Consider the following 22,320-nt stretch of genomic DNA (forward strand, 5'->3'; position numbering starts at 1 on the left):
AAAGGTATATATTGACTAAGTCCTAACCCCATAAATAATGTTTAATTTTTAAGACGCTTTTATTAGAAGCTATATAGCTTTTACTCCTTATAGCTGCATTTCTAATATCAGAATCGATAAATAATAACACTAATAAATAAAATGAACTTCCAATAATAACCTTCACAATGATGTCAATAACAGTCATTCCCTGATTGTAAAAGTCCATAACGTATATCATTAAAGACGATATGATTATATATTTTATGACCCCGAAAAAATTTATTTTTACGGTTAAAAAATTTGATGCCTTATAAGCAACAGCCGCAACTAACAATATGTATGAAATTAAAGTCGCAATTGCCGCGCCTAGAATACCAAGCCAAGGAACCATGAAAATATTAAGCAGGATGTTAGCTAACGCAGCAGCCACTGAAAGTTTCATAAGAATGTTTGTTTTCTTCTGGATATGTATGCCAGCACTACAAATTGGCATTAATCCAAAAATAAGATAAGAAGCGCTCACATACGGCATAATAATATAAGCATCTTGATATTTTGAAGTTGCCAGAAGAGTAACTAACCCTTTACCCAAGTAACTAATTCCAAAAATAATTGGTATGCCAATCATAAAAAAATAATGTAATGTTTTTGTTAAAAAAGCTTCTGTTTTTTCACGGCCATCATTGCTCCACATTTGTAAATATAACGGAACGATAGCAAGCCAAAGAGGGCGATACAAAAATCCAAGACAATATTGCGCTGCATTATATCCTGCCGAATAAATTGCAACACTTTCGGTTCCTTTAAAAAAAAGGATTAAGTATCTATCACTAATCGATAAAGCATCATTAGACAATTCTAACCAAATTAAGGGGAACCCATACTTTATAGTTTCCTTAAGGAATTCAGAATTGAAATTGCTTAAATTAATCACCTTACCTTCTCTCCGGATCAAAAAATAGATAATGAGTGATATTACTAATATTTGTGATAATATTTGCCCAATAAACAGTCCGTACAATCCAAATGAAAACATTACAACAAAAACGAAGGCGAAACTCAATTCCCCATATCTGCTGAGAATACCAAATATATTATGCATCGTTATTAACTGTTTCGCTCGATAAAAATTCAAAAATGTTTCATATAATGCTCCCAAGAAACCGGCTAACACAGCTAACATTAAATATTTCACCCAGGTCGGATTTAAAACATTTTTTGATAATACTAGGATTATACTCATAACCAGTAACGTAATTACACCACTAACGAAAAATGCTCCCAACACAAATGTTGAATAATATGTGTTGCGTTTTTCCTCCGTAGCATGATATTCATAATGATATCTGACAATAGACTGCTGATTCCCAAACTTTAAAAAGGCAGTTAGAAAAGTTATTGTTATCGTTATAGTTGAAAACATCCCATAATCTGAAGTAGTTAATATCCTTGTCCATAAGGGGAAAGATATAAATCCGGCCAGCATGACGATTATGTTGCCTACTAAATAATTAGATGATTGAGAAAATAATTTCTTTACTGAATTCATTTGGACATGAATTGGTAATTTTTTCTGTTCAGATATGGCTTAATAATAAAGTCCCTATAATGGTTCGGATTCCCGGATTCCCCTGCCTCCGCAGCTTTTATAATGTTGTATGCTTCCCGCGCAGTAACATAATGCAGTTTATACTTCTTCCCGTCATTATATTTTGTTCCTAAATAGTTATGCATGCTATCTACAGATGGACCCAATAATGTATCTAAATCTTCATTTACACATCCATGAGTGAAAAGTTTGACGAATATCCAATCGGGGCGGCCTGGTATATGAATATTTGTATCAATCCATAAATCTACCCGTGACTCTGTAGGTTGACGTATAAGCCTTATCTCTCCATGTTCCACCATCGGGTGCCATTTAAATCTCCAATCTTCCCAGTCAATCCGCAATGGACCGGGAATCATCATCAATCCGCCGTTAGTTGAATTTCCGACTGCAACATCAATACCGGTATCAAATGACTTGGGCTTACAAGGGTCGTCTATCGCATAATAGATTTTATTGATTTTCTTAGTTCGCGCGTACCTGTTTTGCGCTGGTAAGCCAAAATCAGCATAACAGCCTGTTTTCAGGAGAATTGATATTTCATCATTTACCCCACATGTACCATCGCAGTTATCCAAAGCCCATTTCCCATGAATGAACCCATATGTATTCTCCTCCTCGGTTCTTAAGGCACCGATTGTATTATATTTTCTAACAGCATCTTTTATTATCGCTTCAAGACTTTCACTTGTGTCGTTTTTATGATGAAGATGCAGTTCTATTTCTCCATATCCTTTATAAACAAGCATTGAGAGTTCCCTCAGATGTTCCATATTCATGTAATCATACGGGTAAAACCATGTATGCTGAGGATGTTTCCCGTCGGAATCCTTATGCTTGGACGCAAGCATCGGGTATTCAGCCATCCATCTTTTCATACCAACATCATCAGTAACGCGAATCCCATGCAATCTATCAATCTTAGGCTCAAAGTGATCAACAAACAAGACCATTATATGGATAGTGCCAATGTCGTCTTGCACCGGCTTATGCTCGAATAAAGCCCATTGGGCATAGTTCATAATCCAGTCTTTTTCAGCCCATATTTTAGATATTATATTCATCACTCCTTACATATAACCCAGAGCTTTAAGATTTTTTGCTATCTCATCATCTATGGCGATACTTTCTGTCTCTGCAATTTCCTTCCCTGTCATTTTCCTGCTTAACAACTCGGATTGAAAAATTTCTCTTACTTTTTGATGTATATTAATATCTTCAATCTTGTTCTCGCCGTCTGAGATATCATACAGTTCTTCCGTACCGTCGGACCTCATGATATATTTGTATTGTTTATCCTGAATCGCGGACATCTGAATTTTGAATTTGCCGAGATCAATATCTTTTTCAGCGATTTCAGATTTCTCCAGAATAAAATATGGTATCCTTCCTTCCCATTCGGCAAAGACATATTCATGGTGTCTGACTTCATTTTCTTTATCGCAAACAAGGCTGACCCCGGAGCCGTTGTATGCTGCGACATCAGTTAAACCTGCAATCTCCATAACAGTTGGAAATATGTCAACAAGCTGTGTATATTCAGTGACTTCCTTGATACGCTCCGTGCCTCCGGGATATTTAATAATTAACGGTATGTGCAATACTTCCTTATGAAGACTGGCTACATGAGACCACATTCCATGTTCTCCGAAATGCTCGCCGTGGTCCGCGGTAATGATGAGCATTGTATCATCATATATCCTATTCTCTTTCAATATATTTACTACTTCGCCTATCTTGCCGTCGATATATGCTATCTCTCCGTCATAGAGACCTTTCAGATATTCTATCTCTTCAGAAGTCGCATGCAGGTCTTCAACATAACAGATTAAAGGGTTGTTAGCGATCTTGTTTATTTTGTCCATATCGACTTTTCTATCAGGTATGTTCAAGAATTTGTTTTTAAAAGACCTTGGCGGGCTTAGCGGATTATGGGCTTCAATATAGTGAAGGAATGCATAAAAGGGTTTCCCCTTGTTTATCCGCTGTTCCAGCCAGTTCCTAACAAGCTCATTTGTTCTTTTTGCCCCCATATCCAGATGCCCGAGTTTTTTCTTAATTCTCCATGTTATGCCTCTAATAATCCTCTCTATGATCGTCTTAGAGCAGATCCCTTTCCAGACCTCTTCAAATACATCGTGCCCTTTATGAAAACCTACCAATTCGCCGACCTGACTGTTGCTGACGAATCCCGCCGTCTGATACCCGTTCTCCTTTAACACCGTTGCAATTGTGGGGATTTGATCTGCCAGCCGCCTGTCATCATAAACGCCGTGCTCATGCAAATAAAGTCCGGTCAGCATAGATGCATGTCCTGGAGGTGTCCATACGCCTGTTGAATAATTCTGCCGGTAGATTGTTCCTTCGCTTGCCAGTTTATCAATGTTTGGAGTTGTTGGCCTTGAGTAGCCGTAGCAAGACAAATGATCGGCACGAAGAGTATCAATAGAGATGAGAATGATATTGGGTTTCATTGATTTTGCCTAATGTTATCTGCTTAAAACTTCCTTATACAATTTCTCATGATTTTTGATCATCATCTCAACAGAAAAAGTTTCTTCTGTCCTATTTCTCGCGGCCTTTCCCATTGCTTCACGCAATCCCGGATTGTAATAGAGTTTTAAAATAGCGTCCGCAAGGCACTGCGGGTCATCAGGGGGGATGATAAAGCCTGTTTCATTGTGAATTACAGCTTCCGCGTTACCGCCTACATCAGTAGCTATTACCGGCTTACCCAGTGCCATCGCTTCAAGTATGGCATTTGAAAATCCTTCGTTGCTGTTAGGCACAAGGCAAAAAACATCCATCTGCTGCACATATGCCTTAACGTCGTCAACATAGCCCGCAAATTTTACAATGTCCTCCAATTTATTTCTCTTGCAATAATCTTCAAAATATCTTCTTGTCGGTCCGTCTCCAAGAAGAATAACCTTTAGATTCCGTATAAACGGGCCAATACTCTTTACTGCCTCGAAAAAAACGTGATATGCCTTCTCCGGCCTGAAAATGGCAGCCTTCCCTATAACAAAATCATCCTCTGTTAGCCTTAAGTCGTTCCTTATCTCGTTAAAGGAGTGATTGCCGTTCCGGCTGAATTTTTCCAGGTCCACACCGTTGTAGATCGTGGTCATCCTGCTTTTGGAAACGCCTTCATCATGGCTAACTCGTTCTCCAACCTTATTGCAAACCATAATGTATCGGTCGATAAACCGGTTCATAATTTTATTGAGCATAATCTGTCTCGGCTTTTTTAGGTCTCCGATATCCCGCCTGCTTGAAATTATCTTTGGAACGCCAAGCAGTTTTGATATAAAGACACCATACGTATCCGACATAAAGTGAAACGTTTGAACAATATCTATCCTGCTTTTTTTTATAGCTACTGCCAGTTGAAAAGCCTTGATAAGCGCCTTCAATGAATAAATCCTGCTCAAATTAATATTCCTGACGCCAACTCCGTTTCTCAACATTTCCTGCTGTATCCTGCCGAATTTCCCCTGAAAAAAATACACATGGCAGTTAAACCTGCTCTTGTCAAGTCTTGTTACGAGGCTTGTAAGATGTCTCTCCGTGCCGGCTCCTGTTTCAAGCTGATCAATCATGTAGAGTATGTTTATCTTCTTCTCGTCCCCCTTTTCTCCTACCCCTTCGTAGAGCCTCCTCTTAGGGAGATGGAGAATATTCTCGATCTGGACCGCGAAAACAGCAGTAGAGAAAGCCAGTAACAGCTTCGACCTTATATCATTCGATACGCACATTCTATTCAGCATGAACAGGTCGTCTCCGTGTTTGTTAACGCCATCGTTCAGAGTAACTCCGCATATAAATCCGTTCTCTTTGACGATTTCCTTCACATCATCTGTAATATCTTTACGTGAGCCGTATGGATAAGCAAATGTTTTTATCTCCTTATTGAGTCTCTGCTGAAGGATGATTTTTGATCCGGATATTTCACTATGAGCTTCGCTGCAAGAGATTCTTGACAGCGAATGGTGAAACATCGTGTGAGCGCCGAATTCTATTCTGCTGTCCCGGCTCATCTCCAGGATGTCATTCCACTTAAGTATGTCGTCACGCAATTCAGGAGCCTGGAAGTCAACTCTCAACTGTTTAAATATAAATTCCAAAAGCTCTTTTCTCTTTTGAGTGGTTAATCCTTTGCTGAAATCGTTAATTTCGCGCATTGCGTCTTCTTTCAGAAAAAGGGATTTGATCGAATACTTCCCGATGTTCCATACGGTAAGATCAAGTTCTTTGCAAGCAGTTTTGCTGAAGGCATAAATGAGCGCATCAATAAACAAAGGGTATCCTTTTTCCAGAGGATCGCCTGCAAGGAAAATGTTAACTGGTATATCGTATTTTTTAACTATCGGGAAAACATCGGTATAGAAACTTTTATATACATCATCAAAAGTAATAACGACGGTATTATCAGGAACCGGCAAATTATTCTTTAGCAGGCTTATGGCATCAACAAGTGAAATTATATTGTATTTAGCTTTAATTAAATATTTAATCTGTTTGTAGAAAACGCGGGGGGGAATATGCAGGTTTAGAAATGGCTTATCGGAGATATCATGATAAGCGAGAATCCTTATGGCATTCTTTTTGTCGGCGGATTTATTCCTCAAATATCTTGCTAACCTTACCATTCCGGTGTAATACAGCGCTATGCTGATTAACAAACGGACGGTAAATTTAAGATTTAACATCAGCCTCTGTCTGTAAATCTTCAGGGGGCTCATGTTGTACCGTTGAAAATCCCCCTGTAAAAGCGCTCGTGATTCATTATCATTTTTTCCATGCTGAATAACAGCTCGGCCCTCTCCCTGCTTTTCCTGCCCATATCCATTCTTACTGAAGGATTGCGGTAAAGATACGTTATTGCAGCGGTCAATTTTCCCGGATCAAGCGGCGGTATCACTATACCGTTTTCACCGTCTTTTACAGCTTCCGCATTGCCGCCCATGTCCGTGACAATCAACGGTTTACCCATCGCCATCTTTTCAAGAACGGCGTTTGAAAAGCCTTCGTTGCTTCCGGGCACAAGGCATGCCACGTCCATGACTGAGATATACTCCCTCACGTCCTTCACCGGGCCTGTAAAAACAACTTTCTCCGTTAATCCACGGTCCCTGCAGTAGTTCTTGAAAGTCCCAAGCTGGGGGCCCTGGCCAACTGCTATAGCCCTTAAGTGCTCAATGGAACCCTGTGCGTTTTCAACAGCCTTAAAAAAAACATCATAATTCTTTTCAGGACGGAAATGAGCCACCGTGCCAACGACAAAATCATCGGAGGAGAAACCAAGTTTTCTCCTCGAAGTCGCGACAAGTTCCGAATCCGCAATTTTATATTTCCCCAGATCGACCCCGTTATAGATAGTTTTCTGTTTTCCCGCCGGGATGTTTTCATCAGTCGATATTCTTTCTCCGACCGCATCACATACTGTAATAAATTTTTCAATGCATTTATTAACTATTCTGTTTATAAAAATATGACGCGCCTTTTTTGTGTCCCCTATATCTCTACGGCTGGAGATAATATGCTTAACACCAAATAATCTTGAAAAAAAAGTCCCGTATGTGTCTGATACAAAATGAAATGTTTGAACAAGATCAATGTGGTTTTCTTTTATTATTCGTCCTATCTTAAGTGCCTGCAAGATTGCATACGGAGAATAACATCTCTCAACTGGGATATAGTAAACAGGAATTCCCGCGGCTGTTATTTTGTCTGTAAATGTGCGATTAAGCTTGAAAGCAACAATGAAACACTTAAATCTATCTCTGTTTAGATTCCTGACAAGATGATATAAGTGGTTCTCCGTCCCTCCTTTGCCGCATAGGGTATCTATGATGAATAGAATATTTATTTTTCTTATTTCTTTCACACGGCACACTAATCAAGTATTGTATTCAAGTTCTAAATATAGCGTTCTCGTAACCTCAAATAATAGTATCTCAGGGTCTCAAATGCCGATGGATGATATAATGGCAGGTTACAATTCTGGCATATCGAAATCTTTTTTGCTTGCTGAAGTTTAATAAATTCTCTGTGCATGGCATTACCCCAAATATCTTCCAAGTCATTTTCAAGTAGATTGCCTATTACATATGATTTGTAAAATGGACAGGGTACCACATCACCATTCGGGTTGATTGTCACCAGCATAGTTGCAACATGACAACTCTTGAAGCCGTAAATACTTTCTACAAAGGTGACATCTCTTGCCAGGTCAACATCCCTGAAATTAACATAGACTTTAGTTCCGTATTTTTTTATTTCACTGATGATCTTTTTAAATTCTTCATATTGTTCTTTCTCCAGTAAATGTGATTTTTGTTCAGAAGAGACAAAGAATGGGTCAGGACTATAACCATTTATTACCGAATATTTCATGTTCTCATTTTTGAACTCAACCAGGTTTCTTGGATAAATACAGTCTATTGGATAGTTCTCAAAATATCTTATTAAGTCAGGAATACTTCTGTAATTCATGTTCGAAATTGTGGTTATGATCATAACCTTCGGATAGCAGGACTTTCTTTTAGCCTTCTCTTCAAAAAGAATATTCAGGGTATTCATGGTTCTCTTAAAAGTTCCTTCTACTCCCCTTATGCAGTCATGTTTTTCTGCAATGTCGTCTACAGATAAATATATTGAGTAAAGTCCAGCCTCTATCAGATTAATTACGGTCTCCCTGTCGCACAAATTCCCATTTGTCGGCAAATAAGTTTTTATATCATGCTTGTTGCAATTGCGGATAATTTCAAAGATTGCATCCTTTCTCAGTAATGCATCTCCTCCAAAAATCTCAAATGATCTAATACCGTATTTTTTTAGTTTTGAAAGTACAAGTATCCACTCTTCTTTATTTAGTTCATCGCATCTGCTATTGTCCCGATTCCTTTTCCAAATATTACATGTTTTGCATTGACTGGTACAACGGTAGGTCAGGAAACCTAAAGAATCTGTGGCCCTCACCCTAAAATGGCTGTATTCTATTCTTGCAGCTTCCATGGTCTCGCCGTAAATGTGGATGAGTTGTTTCACGATTGAGTCAGCTATTTTTGCAATGATAAGAGCCAGATATTTCCAAGAAATGAGTTCAAAAAAGACCGGGATAGAATATTTTCAATCAATCGTCTTAAATGATGGTTTCTGACTCTTGATACCTTGGGCAAATAGCAATTAATCCCACGCAGATCAAGCACTTCAAAATTATCCTTGAAATGTCTCAATAATTCTTCAGATGTAAAACATTCATAGTAAATTTTATCAGCATGGAACCCTTTTTTTTGGAATTCCTTTTGCCATCTCTTCTCTAAGCTATAATTATAAACTGTCAAAACGGCCTGCCCCTCAGCCCTGAGTATTCTTTTTAGCTCTTTGACAAATTCCTGCTGCTCTTCATGCCCTGGGACATGTTCAAAGACCTGCGCGCTTAGTACATATGATGTTGCTTCATCGATAACTGGCAATCTGCACACATCTCCTTTAACCAGTAGTATGTCAGTCTTTATCTTGTCCCTAAGCAATTCTAAAGATTTTACTGAGAAATCCATTGCTATATAACTATCTACCTTCCCAGCAAACTCTTCAGTAATTCTTCCAGTGCCGCATCCGAGCTCTACAATCAGGGAGTTGTAAGGCGGACTTAGCAAGCGGATAAAATGATTCTTTTCTGTCAAGTCATGAAACTCTGAGCCGAACTTGTGATATATAGAAGCCTGCTCATCTCTCATATCCATTTCGCTCTTTTTAAGTTCGGAATCCCTGTCAGCTCTGTTTTGTTTTGTTATACTGCTTGAAGTCATATTGTTGTATTTATCCAAATTAAACATATCGCCATATTGCGACAGAAATTTTTGCCTATCCTCCTTAATCAAGTTGTCTGGCAGCATAATCAAGATACCATCTTCGATTGGATACCATCTCTTGCATACATTACAAAGCATAACTCCATTAGTAATATTAGAGCTATTTTTATCTTCAACGTGACATATGTTCCCGTCGCAGTTCTTCACGTACATCGGAGTTGCATTGCAAAAACACTTTAAAAATTTAAGATATCTTGTATTCATTTAATGTTAGAGATTAATAGCAGTCTTATCAATTTTCTCAGTGGCATTGTTGCCTAATCCCATACGGGCAGCTTGATCAATGAATACAGGTTTTGGTGAGACTGGGGCAAGACCGTGTGCCTTCCTGCTCGCTTCAATATACTCCCAGCCTGTATAATCGACTGCCACTGGATCATCTGAAATGATGATTTTATTAGGTGCGTCAATGTACTTTTGATCTCTTCCGTTAACCCATTTATATCCTGCAAAAATTGCATCCATAACGATCAAACGGGTTTTTTCACGAATATACGGCAAACTGTTCAAAAACGGCAAATAAGTCATAATATCCTCATGGTGATCATACGGATTATCTATGGACCCATAATGATTCTTCATGCTCAAGCTTACTCCTGAATAACCATCCAAAGCTTTTAATACAGGCACATTAATCAAATAATCGCAATGATATTTTTCAACAGTAAAGAAATTTATTCCTGTAAGAAGTACTGCTAAGCGATTAAAAAAGAACCTGTGATACCCCCCAAAATCCTGTACCGTTCCAACTTTGACACCGGCTCCTTTATTTTTTATAAAGCCTGCATACTCGAAAGCGTTATCCCTTTTATCGTAAATTATAATGTTGTCAGGAGTAACGCCTCGAAGAATCAGACCGTCTACGATAGGTTTTACAACTTTAGCTTTTGTATATATGCTTGTAATCTGACAATTAATTTTTATTGCAATCTTCTTATTCCGGTCAGGAATTATCACCGACCACGCCTCTTTAAGATCTTTCTTTCGGGTAAATTCTTTTATCCCCTCGTTGACCATTAGCCTAACAATCTCGCCATTAAGATTTTTGTTGTCCCTTCCATCCGTTCCATCGGTTGCCTCCTGATGAAAGACCGTTACAAGCCTGCTCCGCTTCCTATTCTTCTCTGTAATACTAACTGAACTTGAAGCAAAAACATGAGAAAAAACACCTTCGCAGGCTAATATCAAAGAACTGATTAGAAATTCTCGACGCTTAAGCTTCCTGATAAATTCCATAAAATAGAGTCAGGTACACCAGCGAAAAAATCCGGATAGTCGCCTTCACATTCCGTTTTGTGAATGTGAAATATATATTATATTAAACAACCCCATCAACCTGTTGAATTAATTTTCCAGGGTCCTTTGTAGTCCACGAAATCCCTGCTATGTGGTAGTATGCAATCATCTCCTGCCGTTTAAATCCTAATTTCCCGTGCATTGATTCCGATGCCTTATTCCATGGAGGGATGTGCGCCCAAATTGATTTGTAACCTTTATGTCTCAAATAATTACATATACTGCCGAGCAAAAAGGCCCCATAATTACGGCCTCTGTATTCAGGACTTATGAAGATATCGTATGTAAAGGCAATACGTTCAGGCAGTCTATAAATCCTTTTGTAATCTTCAATATACACAAAAGAATAACCGGTCTTGTTATATCCGATAATTTTATCCTTATGTCTTAAGCCGGTGAACAGATGTCCTTCCTGTAGTCCAGTAATTAGCTCCATAGGGTAATAGTATCCATAATCCCTTATATACTGTATTGTTTTTTCTTTATTATCAAAATCGACATGAATATTCTCATCAACAATGATTTCTTTCTTTTCTTTAGACAAATCGGCCTTGTACCAATACGCCCTGTTCGTATGGTATAGAAAATAAAAGGACTTATTGAGCCCCCTCCGGAAGACCTGAGTTGTCCCGCCCTCTGCATAATTTTTTTTAAACTTCAAGAACAGTGAAATATCTTGTCCCTCAGGCCCTTTAAAAGTTTGACAGGCTTCATTTCAAGAGAATACAGAAACCCCGAATAAAAAGTATTATTGAATATCCTCATGTTTTTATATTGCCTGATGTCCTTCGACCACTTCTTTTTGTATTCATCCTGTGAGCCGCACATGTCATATTCATGCACACCTTTCTCAAACAGCGACCTGACAATCTCATAATCCAAATATGCCCCTGGAGAATAATTCTCATAGTCAATATCGAATTCTGAAAGCAGCGCAGCGTTATTCCCTTTGTACTTTAGATGATATTCGTATGCAACCGGAACCCCGTCCTTATACATGCACCATATCGACAGCCACTTTTTCCGCCGCGCCATCCAGGTCAATGCTTCGAAGAAATTCCGTCTGTTGCTCCGGTTAATAAAGGAAAGGCCTTTTTTATATTTCCAACCCCTTTTGCTTACCGATATGATGTCGTCAAGATTCTCCGGGTTCTCAATCTCACTGACCGTAATGCTGCCAAGTTTTTTTATCCTGTTGCTGATATTCCTCAACGTCTTTCTCGATTTAGTTGAAACAGATTTAAAATACGTTTCCCAATCAGCGTCCGTCATAAGATAGGGAGAGCTCAGTCCATCCATGACAATACATTTTCTCCCGGCCCTGTCAACAGCCGCTCTTATTTCATGATAATCCTCATTGCAGAACATATTATTGCAAGAGATGATATCCCAGCCCGTCTCGTCTCTGAACAAAAAAGAAATTATTGCTCCGGCAATCTCATCTCCGTAATTTTTTTTTGTAATAAACCCAAATCCCGGAGAGTCATTGTTGCCCATGCATTCAATGTTTCTCACCGGAAATCCGCGGTAGGTGCTTTTACCCCGCATCAATGGCGCTATCCCCAGAATCTCGCCGCCCTTTTTAACCAGTATTACAAAAAGGCTTCTCTTTCCGCCAAAGGCTTCCCACCATACGGAGAACCATTCATGGGTAAGAAACACCTTATCGGCCCTTGATTGCTCAAGTAAAGAAGTCCACGGATCACGCAGTTTCCTGAATTCTTCAAAGTCCGTTATTACGTCTATGTTGAATTTTTCTCTTGTCAAAAAAAATAGTTCCTTGAGTTTTTCCAGGTAGCTTACAAGTGCAAATCATCAATGTTATTTAGCTTCATGCGGCATTCAACCCTCTACGAATGAAATGCCGCCTTAAAAAAAAGCTTCACACATCACTCTTCTCCGCTTCATCAATAAGCATTATCGGGATATCATCCTCTATGCGGTACATGATGCAGCATTTGTCACAGATGAGCCTGTCTTCGGATTCTTTCAATCTGACATCTCCCTTGCATCTTGGGCAGGCAAGAATATCAAGCAGTTCTTTTCTAATGGCCATGCTTATCTCCTCCTTAGGGATTACCTTCCATCCTGTGTTCTATTATTTGCTTAGATATTACCGGGAAAAGCAATATGTTTATTTATTGCCGAGTTTTCCTCAATGTTAATGGTTGATTCAGGCACAAGCTCTTTCAATAGCTTTAAAATCTCTTTTACGTCACAGGCTGTCAGTGTATATTCTTCCATTTTTTTGCAGGTATCAAAAACCCTGGCGTAATCTTCTCTGCCTGTCTTAAGCATGGTGATTTTCTTATTATCAGTGGGCACTATGCCTTCACCCTTCCAGTAAAGCTCCTCGTACAGTTTCTCTCCGGGCCGAAGACCTGTAAAGACAATATCTATATCTGAGCCGGGTTCAAGCCCCGAACGTTTGATAAGGTCTTTTGCGAGTTCCGCAATTTTTATCGGTCTGCCCATGTCAAGCAGGAATATCTCCCCTCCCTTACCCATAGCACCTGCCGTCATGACAAGCTGCACTGCCTCCGGAATCGACATGAAATACCGGGTTATGTCCGGATGCGTTACCGTTACCGGCCCGCCTTCATTTATCTGTTTTTTGAACAAGGGTATGACACTGCCGTTACTGCCGATGACATTGCCGAATCTTACCGCGATAAACTTCGTATCGAATCTGCTGAGCCCCTGGATAATCAACTCGCATATCCTTTTAGTGGTGCCCATGACATTGGCCGGATTAACTGCCTTGTCAGTCGAGATCAGCACGAATTTGTCCACGTTATTTGCGACCGCCAGTTTTGCAACGTTCAGCGTTCCGAATATGTTATTCCTGATCGCCTCTACCGGCTCCCGCTCCATCATCGGCACGTGCTTGTAAGCTGCCGCATGGTATACAAGACTGACTTTATATGTCTTCAAAACCTTCTCGACTTTATCGCCGTCAAGGATATCGCCTATGATCGGTACAAACTTAACATGAGGAAAGGACTTCTTAAGCTCAATTTCAAGATCATACAGACTGTTTTCATAGCGGTCATAAAGAAGAAGAAGCCGTGGGGAAAGCTGAACGACCTGCCTGCATAATTCAGAACCAATAGAGCCGCCGGCCCCGGTGACAAGCACCGCCTTGTCATTAATTTCTCCTCTCATTAATTTACTGTCTGATTCTCGGCTGAATCTCACCACCCTCCTGCCAAGCAACTCGTTAAATGCAACGTCTTTCAGTGGTCCGTTAAAATAATCGTCCTGTATCACTCTGCCGACTTCAGGCAATACCTTCACCTCCACATCTGAAGTTCTCGCTACTTCTTTAATACGGGCAATATCCTTATATTTCGCAGATGGCATTGCGATAATGACCTCGTCGATCTCAAACTTTTTTACAAGATGCGGTATGTCTTTTGTATGACCCAGTATGGGTATGCCGTGAACATACATTCCAAGCTTATACCCATCGTCATCGATAAAGCCTGAAACACGGATACCGAGTTCAGGATTTCCGGCAGCTTCCTTCACCAACAATATGCCTGCCTTTCCAGCCCCGGCAATAAGCACGTTCTTTGATATCTTTAATTTTCTTCCTTCCTTTATCTCGCTTAAATACCGGATACTGAACCTGCTGCCTCCAATAAGCAGGAGGGTCAGCATCATCTCCAGGATAAAGACCGTTCTCGGGTATTCCATAAGTCCAAGAACAAACACCATCGTTACAAGAAACAGGATTGATCCGGTTGCCGTAGCCTTGACCGTGTCTGTCAAGTCCTGCATGCTGACAAACTTCCATGAGCCTAAATGAATTTTAAAGAAATAATTCGCAACCATCCGGCAAATCAGGAGGGAAGGCAGGGTCATGAAGAATATTTGAAGGTATTGCTTCGGGATGTTGAATTCAAAACGTATTGCAAAAGAGAGAAAATACGAAACTCCAACGATAAATAACTGGAAAATTAAAATTACGAAAAATCTATACGTAATGAAAAACCTGTTGTGCAAAATTCTACTAAACATTTTCAATTATACCCCCTTAATTTTTGATTCACGCAAAACCAATGCCCTATCTTGTGTCATTACGGCCATTTAATAAAAAGCTTAAATATCCCGGTCTCCGGCAGTCAAAAAGACATTTTTATTTCTCAGGATGTCCTTGTAAAAATACAATATGTTGTGATCGGTCATCTCGCTCAGGAATCCGGCTTTTTTAAAATAAATATCCAACGCGCTGTTTTCAGCCATCATCAGGGAAACCGCGTCCAGCTTCATTTTCCCGCAATGCGCTGTGAAGGTCTCCAGCATTTCCTCAAGATAACGATCAAAGCCCCTGCAAAAAAAATCATCAATGTAGGCAATATTATTTTCCATGTAATAAATCAGATAGCCTGCCAACTGCGATGACACACGGTCTTCAATACAGAAAACACTGTAGGACTTGTACGGGCACTTCAGAAACCTCCACTTCAGATAGTCGAGATTTCTGCTGCCGCTGAAATCGAACACATCCTCTGCATACTCAAATATCTGAGCAACTCGCTCATCCAGGGAAGCAGCACAGCTCTGGCTCCCTTGATTTCCTTTGAGCCTGAAAGATTTCATTTTCAGATATAAGGCTGCGAAGGGGACTGCCGCATAAGCAGCAAGGGGATGAAACCTTCTCTTTAACACCTGCGCGGCATTCAATACTTTTAAATACCTGACCATATTGGCAAGAACCTCGTAACCGGCGCGCATCTGCACCTTTTCAGCCGTCTTATTCGGAAAGCCGATCAGGATTTCCAGATCATCTGAATTTGCTATTGCCTTTTGCAATTTTATTGCGGAACCGAGCATGCGATACTCTCTCTTAACTGCGAAATCGGCAGTGACCCCCCCTCTCAGCTCGCGGCCCGCAAAATGAAACTTCCTTGCTATAACAGCGCAAGATCCAAAGTATTGATGTTTCTCCATATCATTAATGAGATAAAGTTGCGCCTTCCCATCGGGGTTTTCTTCGTAAGACCATTTGATTCTCTCTTCACCTATTTCCTGAAGTGAGCTTTTCCATATAGGTAACAGGATATCAGGATTATAGCCCCCCGTAATTTTCTCAATCTTGTATTGGTGCATTATTTATTTTTCAGCAGTGCCGTTTATCAAGTCGCTCCCAGCTTTTCCCTTGCGATCTCCGTTAGCCCTTTTCCCTGCTCCTGATATATCTTCCTTAAGCCTGCATCCCTGGTCATTACGCCTTCTCTTACCATATTGGCTATTTCCCATGCATAGGGATGGAATCCGTACTTTCTGATATGGACCTCATTGGCAAATGCGTTAAGTAGGCAGTTGGTTGAATTTGCGTCCGTGTCATCGGGAGCCCTCCAGGCGAACTTGCGGATTTCCGCCAGAATCATGTCCTCGTTGTAACGTTCCCAAGCCATTGGGTGAACATTATAAGGGAACTTCTCCGGCGCTGCATAATGTTTCTCCTGAAGAAAATACGCCCCGATTTCATTGCCGACAACCTCTTTTAAGGGCTTTAAGACAACCTCTTGCGTGGACCGGATAAATGACGGGTTGGTTTTTATGACTGAGGCCTGCATCGGCGCTTGTCCGGGCGACCAGCCAAATCCTATCATGGGAATATCCTGTTCAATTGCCGTCTTAAGACAGATTGATTTTACCAGGCCAATGCATGACGTGCATATGGTGCTGGCTCTTTCCAGCGTCTTCCCCGGATACATCTCCCGTTCCGCCGCCGCTAAAAATATTCTCTTCAGTATTTCCCACTTCGGTTTAAAAAACATATGATCGATGCCGAGTTGGTCCGTTACCGCTTTGATATTAGCTACGGTTCTGTCAGATACAAATCCGTTATCAAAAGTCAGGGCAAGCACCCTCAAGCCGTATTTAACTTTGAGGAGATACATAGTGTATGTAGAATCCTTGCCCCCGCTGTATGCCATCAGTATTTCGTAAGGACGCTGGTTATTATCGGTTTTGATATTTTTTAAAAGACCAAGAAATTTCTGCTCGAATTTTTTCTTATCATCGGAAGATGTTAATTCCCTGCTGTTGTGCTTCATACAATGACTGCAAATTCCTTTATCATCAAATGAAAGGCCGGGGAACGTCTCCGGCAGTATGCATTTTGAACAGATTCTCATCTCGGTCTTAGAGCTTTAAAGCCTCCGCCTTACATATCAAAAGGCAGGAATTCCCTCAGAAAGGGGTATATTTCTTCTGCAAATGTAATGGATCTGATTCCGGCTGAATCGATGTCGGAGCCGTTTAGCGGAGATGAAGATATTTTAATCAAGGCCGCATTGGTCCTGAGATTAATAACTGCGCCAAGCCCGTTGAGGACCCGCTCTCTGAACCTGTCCGCTGTAGCCCCTTTGCCGGTTTGATACCAATATACAAGTGAGACCCCGTCACTCCCGTTCTTATAAACAGTCTCATTCACGGATATCCTTCCGCCTGCGACATCGATTGGGACCTGCTTTTCATTTTCGGGTTCCCACAGATAACCCGGATCGATATTATTCCCCGAAAAAACATTGGCGTTATGCCGGAACTTGCCCCAATATCCTATATACAAAAACAGTGTTTCGCCTTTGTCATTTAAATATTTTCTGTAAATATACTGGTCGGCAAAAGGAGGCAGGTTATCCGTATCAATTTTTATATCCTGTCCCTTCCATGCCCCGATATTGAGAGGGAAAAACCCGATATCCTTTTTTAAGGCTACAGGGGGAGCATACGGCATTTGCGAAACAAACAAGTGCGTTAAGCCAAGCAGAACAGCTATTACAATATATTTCTTTTTTCGCACTTTCTAAACGCGACCCCTATCGCAAATACAGAGAGCACCCCAAGTGGTGTGACGAGCGCCCAGGCATGCCTGTGAAAGCTCAAGGCCGCAGCCGCGTCATACCAATAAGAGATAATCCCTATAAAAGCAACCCTCAAAATATTTACCAATATTCCAAGCGGCACGGACACGCCGATAAAGACCATCCTGTACAGGTATGACCCGAGGAATAAATATGCAAAACCGCTGCTGACAATAATTATTGCAATGGTCGTTTGTATCCCGCTGCAGGTCTCGTGGACCAGAAAAGAACCTGAAGGCAGATTTATAACGTTTCCATCTAAAAAAACAGGGATGTTAAGGGAAGCTATAAGCACCGTTGAAAAATGGGCAATTATGTATTTCAGTTTTTCGGCCACAGCGCCGTACACGGGAGAAGGAATGGGCAGCATAAACAATAAAAACAGCGCAGGAACGAGCGTAATCTTAAAAATCTCTTTACCATAAAGGAAAAGAATGGATGCTGAGACAATGATGACAAAAGCGAAACCCTGAAGAAGGACCACGTACGTGAACTTACCGAGAATGAACATTATCAACCCGGCCAACAGCAGACCGAACCCGCTTTTTGAAAAAACGGTCTCCGGCGCATCCGCCAAGATTCTTTTTATACTGTGTCTCTGCATCCATATGAAATAAACTGAGAACATGGGGATCAAAAGAGCGGACGAGGCCTCCGGATCAGTGTTCCATTGAGTCTTTAATTCCATAACCACCGGATAAAATAAGGCTGCGGAGATACAAAAAATTATGACCGATATTATGAGACTATATAGTTGCGCTGCAACTTTTACGGATTTCATAATGGATTGTGACGCTTCTTCCACGTTCAAAAAGATGCCGTTGCCTTGTTGTTTTTCTTCAGGAAAGTCTTTTCAAGCTTACCGGTGGAGGTTTTCGGCAGGGATGTCATTATCTCGATATATTGGGGAACCATGGCATTTTCAAGATGCCGGGAACAGTGCAACAATATGTCTTCCTTAGTCAGCCCCGAATCCTTTTTCAAGACAATATAGGCCTTGACCGCTTCTCCCGATATTTCATCAGGAACTCCGACAACAGCAGTCTCCAATATGCCTTCGAGGCTGTACAGGACATTCTCCACCTCCCTGGGACTAATCTTCTCCCCTTTACACTTTATTATGTCATCCTTCCGCGCGACAAAATAGAGATAACCTTCATCATCCATTCTGAAGAGGTCCCCTGTATAAAGAACCCTCTCCCCCGGGTATCTTCCTGGTTTGAGAAATTTCGACGTCTCTTCGGGCAGCTCCCAATAGCCGCACATAACACTCGTGCCCCTGACAACGAGTTCACCGGTTTCTCCGGGGCCGACTGTTTGACCATTTTCATTTACAATATAAACTTCCTGATTGGGTATTGCCTTGCCAACGGATGCAGGCTTTCTATCGATCTCTCCCGGAGGGAGGAAGGAAACGCGCTTGCATTCCGTAAGCCCGTACATGGAAAAAAGCTTTGCCTGTGGGAATAATTTACGCAGTTTCCTTATGTGACTTACCGGTAGGGCTGACGCTGTGTTTGTGATGTACCGCAGGGAACCAAAATCACATTTCCCAATATTCTTAAGACCTAACAGTATTGCAAACAGTGTGGGAACTCCCGGGAGACCCGTGACCCTTTCCTTTATCATGATATCTACCACCTGATATGGATATGTGAAGGTACTTTCGAGCACTACTGTGGCGCCTGTTTTAAAAGCCATCAATACTTGATAGAGGCCGTAATCGAAGGAAAGCGGCAGCACATTCAGAATGATGTCATCTTCATTGTTCTCAAGGTATGTTGTTATCGAATGCGCTGCGGAAACCATATTGAGATGCGAAAGCATTACCCCCTTTGGAAAGCCTGTCGAGCCCGAGGTATATATTATCGAGGCGAGATCCATATCAATGCATTTTGAACTTACAGCGTCTTCCCTGCCGGAATTTAAAGCCTCTTCATATAAAAAGCACACCGGAGCTTTACTGCTTTGTAATTCAAAAGACTGATGCTGTCCCGTGATTATTATAGTTTCAAGAAAAGGACAGTGAAGGGCACGGACTGTTTCCGCCCTGCTTTCCTGAGTTAAAAGCGCACGCGCCCTGCTGTTGTTCATTATAAACTCAAGCTTCTCTGTCTTTGTCGTATGATTTACTACCATGAATACGGCTCCTGCCTTTAATGCCGCAAAGATTGAAACTACAGCCTCCACCGAATTGTCCATGAAAACCGCAACCCTGTCGCCCCGCTCAATGCCCCTCTGCTGAAGAGAGACAGCAAGCTTGTCCGCCGCTGAATCAATCGCGGCATAAGTCAGTCTTTTTCCCTGGTGAACAAGCGCAGTCTTGTCAGGATATCTTTGAGCGCTGTATTCGAGGAAGTGATGCACCAGGGTGTGTCTGAACATAAGTTAATTTCCGTTGCCTGCTTTTCTTGCAATAAAATCCGAAAGCTTGTCCACAGAGTCAAAGTTATCAGGTATCAGCTCCTCGTCATCCACAGAGACTCCATACCTTGTTTCAACAAAGGCAAGCAGCTCAAGCACGCCTGTGGAGTCAATCAATCCCCTCTCCAGAAAGGAGATATTATCTCCGAAGCCGTCGTCTTTCCCGTAAAGAAAGTTCTCTACGACAAAACCCCTGATCTCAGACTTTAATCGCATATCTCTTGTCCTCCGCTGCTCTGTCTGCGGCACCTTTACTCTTCGAGTCGAAGTTGTCTATGAACATGTCATGTAAAAGCATTGTCGAGATTACGCCGACAGCGGCCATGTTGTCCTTAAATCCAAGCGCCGCATTCTTCCTGCATTTATCTGCCAGAACAGAAACCGCCTTTGGATTGAAGTATCCGGCGCTTTGCAAGTTTCTCTCTGAAAGCAGCTCATCCAGATAGCAAGGAGTGTCACCGCTGAAAAAACTTTTTGCATCAGGAGCCATATACGGCTGCTTGGTCCTTTTAAGTGTTGACGCAGGCAGTAAGTCCTTCATGCTTTCCCTGAGTATGTATTTTTCTTTTAAGGCGTTCATCCTTATGTTCGGCGGCATCTTGCAGCATAGCCCAATCACCCTGTGATCAAGGAAAGGGAACCTGCCTTCCACCGAGTGCGCCATGGCCATCCTGTCGCCCTGCGAAGAAAGTATGTAACCCGGGAGAAGGGTTTTGCTCTCGATGTACTGGGACTTTGAAAGATAGTCATATTTGTAAACATCATCAGGCAACAATGACGACAGTTCATTCAGGCCGCTGTAATTCCCCAGGCTTTCTTTCATGGCATCAGAAAAAAACAGCTTTGTCTTTGAGGTGGTATTCCACCGTGGAAAATGAGAATAATATTCATCAGGATAGCCCGCTGTATCGGTTTTGAAAAACTCTTCGGCATATTGAACGGATTTAACCGGAGAATGGGCAAGGTAGGGATACAGCTTTTTGAGGATGAGCGGTCTGAATTTTGAGTCAGGAAACCGTTCCATAAATCTCCGCACTTTTGTCTCCTTGAATATATCGTAGCCTGCAAGGATTTCGTCAGCCCCCTCGCCCGTCAATACGACCTTGTAACCTTTCTCCCTGACAAGCCCCGACAGCAGATAAAGCGGCGCAGACGCTGTTCTTAAAACAGGCTTCTCCGTATGCCATATCACGTCAGGGAACACCCTGCCGATATCGGAATACGTGCATCTTATATCGCTGGGTACAGTGTCCAGGTATTCGATGATTTCACGCTGATACACTCTTTCGTCATAAGCCTCATCTTCAAAAGTCACGGAGAATGTCCTGAGAGAGGTATCCGAACTTTTTTTGATGAGCGCGGTAATCACTGAAGAGTCAAGTCCGCCACTCAGATATGCTCCGACAGGCACATCCGCTCTCAGTTGAAGTCTTGTTGCGTCTGTCAATAGCTCCCTCAGCTCCTCTGCCCATTCTACCTCTGCCCTGACACGGCTGTCAGGGGTAAAATCCATGTCCCAGTATTTATTAAGCTTCCGGCTGCCTGCTTCAACCGTCATATAATGTCCTGCCGGGATCTCAAAAATATTTTTAAATGCAGTTCTCGGTGGGATAGTCATCCAGAAGGTGAATATTTGATCAAGCGCATAAGGGTCTATCTCTCTCTTCACTCGGCGATCCATAAACAATGCCTTTATCTCGGAGGCAAATATTACTTGGTCACCGGAAAATGTGTAAAACAGCGGCCTGATGCCAACCCTGTCCCTGGCCATAAAAAGTCTTCCGGTATTTTTATTCCAGATGGCAAACGCGAATTGTCCGTTAAGATGCTCAAGACAGTCTACGCCGTAATCCTCGTAAAGATGGACGATCACTTCTGTATCAGACTCCGTATAAAATTCATGTCCCCTTGCCAGCAAGTCTTTTCTGAGCTCCCTATAATTAAATATCTCACCATTAAAGGTTATCCAAATGCTTCGGTCCTCGTTATGGATAGGCTGCCCCCCCCCTGTAAGGTCAATTATACTCAGGCGCGCATGACCAAGGCCGGCTTCTTCGTCGCAGTAAAATCCTGCTCCGTCAGGACCGCGGTGATGCATGATAGCGACCATTTTCTTTAAGGTAAGCATTGCCGACTCTTTATCGCCGTGTAGATTGAATATGCCTGCTATGCCGCACATTTGTTTAAATTCCCGGGAGTTCGGGCGGTGCTCCGCCCTCTCGGTCACATAATGGCTGTCCGAAGAGGTGTT

At 41.6% G+C, this 22,320-nt stretch carries 19 protein-coding genes; all 19 read right to left on the minus strand.

What is annotated here, in order from left to right; all coding sequences use genetic code 11:
• Positions 1-22: 22 nt before the first annotated feature.
• The 19 genes from HZB61_02010 to asnB all read right to left on the minus strand — a co-directional run bounded on the left by HZB61_02010 (position 23) and on the right by asnB (position 22,248).
• A complete protein-coding gene (locus HZB61_02010; GenBank protein ID MBI5055382.1) occupies positions 23-1,531 on the minus strand; it encodes an oligosaccharide flippase family protein in 1,509 nt (502 codons plus the stop codon).
• Complete coding sequence (locus HZB61_02015) at positions 1,528-2,655, minus strand: hypothetical protein (protein MBI5055383.1); 1,128 nt, start codon at positions 2,653-2,655, stop codon at positions 1,528-1,530. Before HZB61_02015 ends, HZB61_02010 begins: the two co-directional genes overlap by 4 nt.
• Positions 2,656-2,661: 6 nt before the next feature.
• A complete protein-coding gene (locus HZB61_02020) occupies positions 2,662-4,065 on the minus strand; it encodes a sulfatase (protein MBI5055384.1) in 1,404 nt (467 codons plus the stop codon).
• 15 nt (positions 4,066-4,080) lie between these two features.
• Positions 4,081-6,303, minus strand: a complete 2,223-nt coding sequence (locus tag HZB61_02025) for a glycosyltransferase (protein MBI5055385.1) — start codon at positions 6,301-6,303, stop codon at positions 4,081-4,083.
• A 29-nt stretch (positions 6,304-6,332) separates the two neighbouring features.
• A complete protein-coding gene (locus HZB61_02030) occupies positions 6,333-7,481 on the minus strand; it encodes a glycosyltransferase (protein MBI5055386.1) in 1,149 nt (382 codons plus the stop codon).
• 32 nt (positions 7,482-7,513) lie between these two features.
• Complete coding sequence (locus tag HZB61_02035; protein MBI5055387.1) at positions 7,514-8,611, minus strand: radical SAM protein; 1,098 nt, start codon at positions 8,609-8,611, stop codon at positions 7,514-7,516.
• A gap of 44 nt (positions 8,612-8,655) precedes the next feature.
• Positions 8,656-9,624, minus strand: coding sequence for a methyltransferase domain-containing protein (locus HZB61_02040; protein ID MBI5055388.1), 969 nt, complete (start codon positions 9,622-9,624; stop codon positions 8,656-8,658).
• Between the two features lie 57 nt (positions 9,625-9,681).
• Positions 9,682-10,707, minus strand: coding sequence for a DUF362 domain-containing protein (locus HZB61_02045; GenBank protein MBI5055389.1), 1,026 nt, complete (start codon positions 10,705-10,707; stop codon positions 9,682-9,684).
• Positions 10,708-10,789: 82 nt separating this feature from the next.
• Positions 10,790-11,428: a GNAT family N-acetyltransferase gene (locus tag HZB61_02050; GenBank protein MBI5055390.1), complete on the minus strand. Its 639-nt coding sequence runs from the start codon at positions 11,426-11,428 to the stop codon at positions 10,790-10,792.
• Entirely contained in the window at positions 11,425-12,534 is a 1,110-nt protein-coding gene (locus tag HZB61_02055; GenBank protein MBI5055391.1) for a GNAT family N-acetyltransferase, read from the minus strand. The genes HZB61_02050 and HZB61_02055 overlap by 4 nt, the downstream gene beginning before the upstream one ends.
• A gap of 115 nt (positions 12,535-12,649) precedes the next feature.
• Entirely contained in the window at positions 12,650-12,823 is a 174-nt protein-coding gene (locus tag HZB61_02060) for a Trm112 family protein (GenBank protein ID MBI5055392.1), read from the minus strand.
• Between the two features lie 50 nt (positions 12,824-12,873).
• The gene (locus HZB61_02065; GenBank protein MBI5055393.1) at positions 12,874-14,550 is read right to left on the minus strand and encodes a polysaccharide biosynthesis protein; all 1,677 of its coding nucleotides are present in this window, start codon (positions 14,548-14,550) and stop codon (positions 12,874-12,876) included.
• A 321-nt stretch (positions 14,551-14,871) separates the two neighbouring features.
• On the minus strand, positions 14,872-15,882 hold the full coding sequence (locus HZB61_02070; GenBank protein ID MBI5055394.1) for a hypothetical protein: 1,011 nt from the start codon (positions 15,880-15,882) through the stop codon (positions 14,872-14,874).
• A 26-nt stretch (positions 15,883-15,908) separates the two neighbouring features.
• Positions 15,909-16,835, minus strand: a complete 927-nt coding sequence (locus HZB61_02075) for a hypothetical protein (protein MBI5055395.1) — start codon at positions 16,833-16,835, stop codon at positions 15,909-15,911.
• A gap of 110 nt (positions 16,836-16,945) precedes the next feature.
• Positions 16,946-17,584 (minus strand): EpsI family protein, encoded by a 639-nt coding sequence (epsI, locus tag HZB61_02080; GenBank protein ID MBI5055396.1) that lies wholly within the window; start codon positions 17,582-17,584, stop codon positions 16,946-16,948.
• On the minus strand, positions 17,560-18,333 hold the full coding sequence (locus tag HZB61_02085; protein MBI5055397.1) for an exosortase/archaeosortase family protein: 774 nt from the start codon (positions 18,331-18,333) through the stop codon (positions 17,560-17,562). The genes epsI and HZB61_02085 overlap by 25 nt, the downstream gene beginning before the upstream one ends.
• Before the next feature lie 119 nt (positions 18,334-18,452).
• Positions 18,453-20,030 (minus strand): AMP-binding protein, encoded by a 1,578-nt coding sequence (locus tag HZB61_02090; protein MBI5055398.1) that lies wholly within the window; start codon positions 20,028-20,030, stop codon positions 18,453-18,455.
• A 3-nt stretch (positions 20,031-20,033) separates the two neighbouring features.
• On the minus strand, positions 20,034-20,285 hold the full coding sequence (locus tag HZB61_02095; GenBank protein ID MBI5055399.1) for an acyl carrier protein: 252 nt from the start codon (positions 20,283-20,285) through the stop codon (positions 20,034-20,036).
• Entirely contained in the window at positions 20,269-22,248 is a 1,980-nt protein-coding gene (gene asnB / locus HZB61_02100; GenBank protein ID MBI5055400.1) for an asparagine synthase (glutamine-hydrolyzing), read from the minus strand. The genes HZB61_02095 and asnB overlap by 17 nt, the downstream gene beginning before the upstream one ends.
• Between the last annotated feature and the right edge of the window lie 72 nt (positions 22,249-22,320).

The organism is Nitrospirota bacterium (genome assembly GCA_016214845.1).
Classification (GTDB): Bacteria; Nitrospirota; Thermodesulfovibrionia; order UBA6902; family UBA6902; genus SURF-23.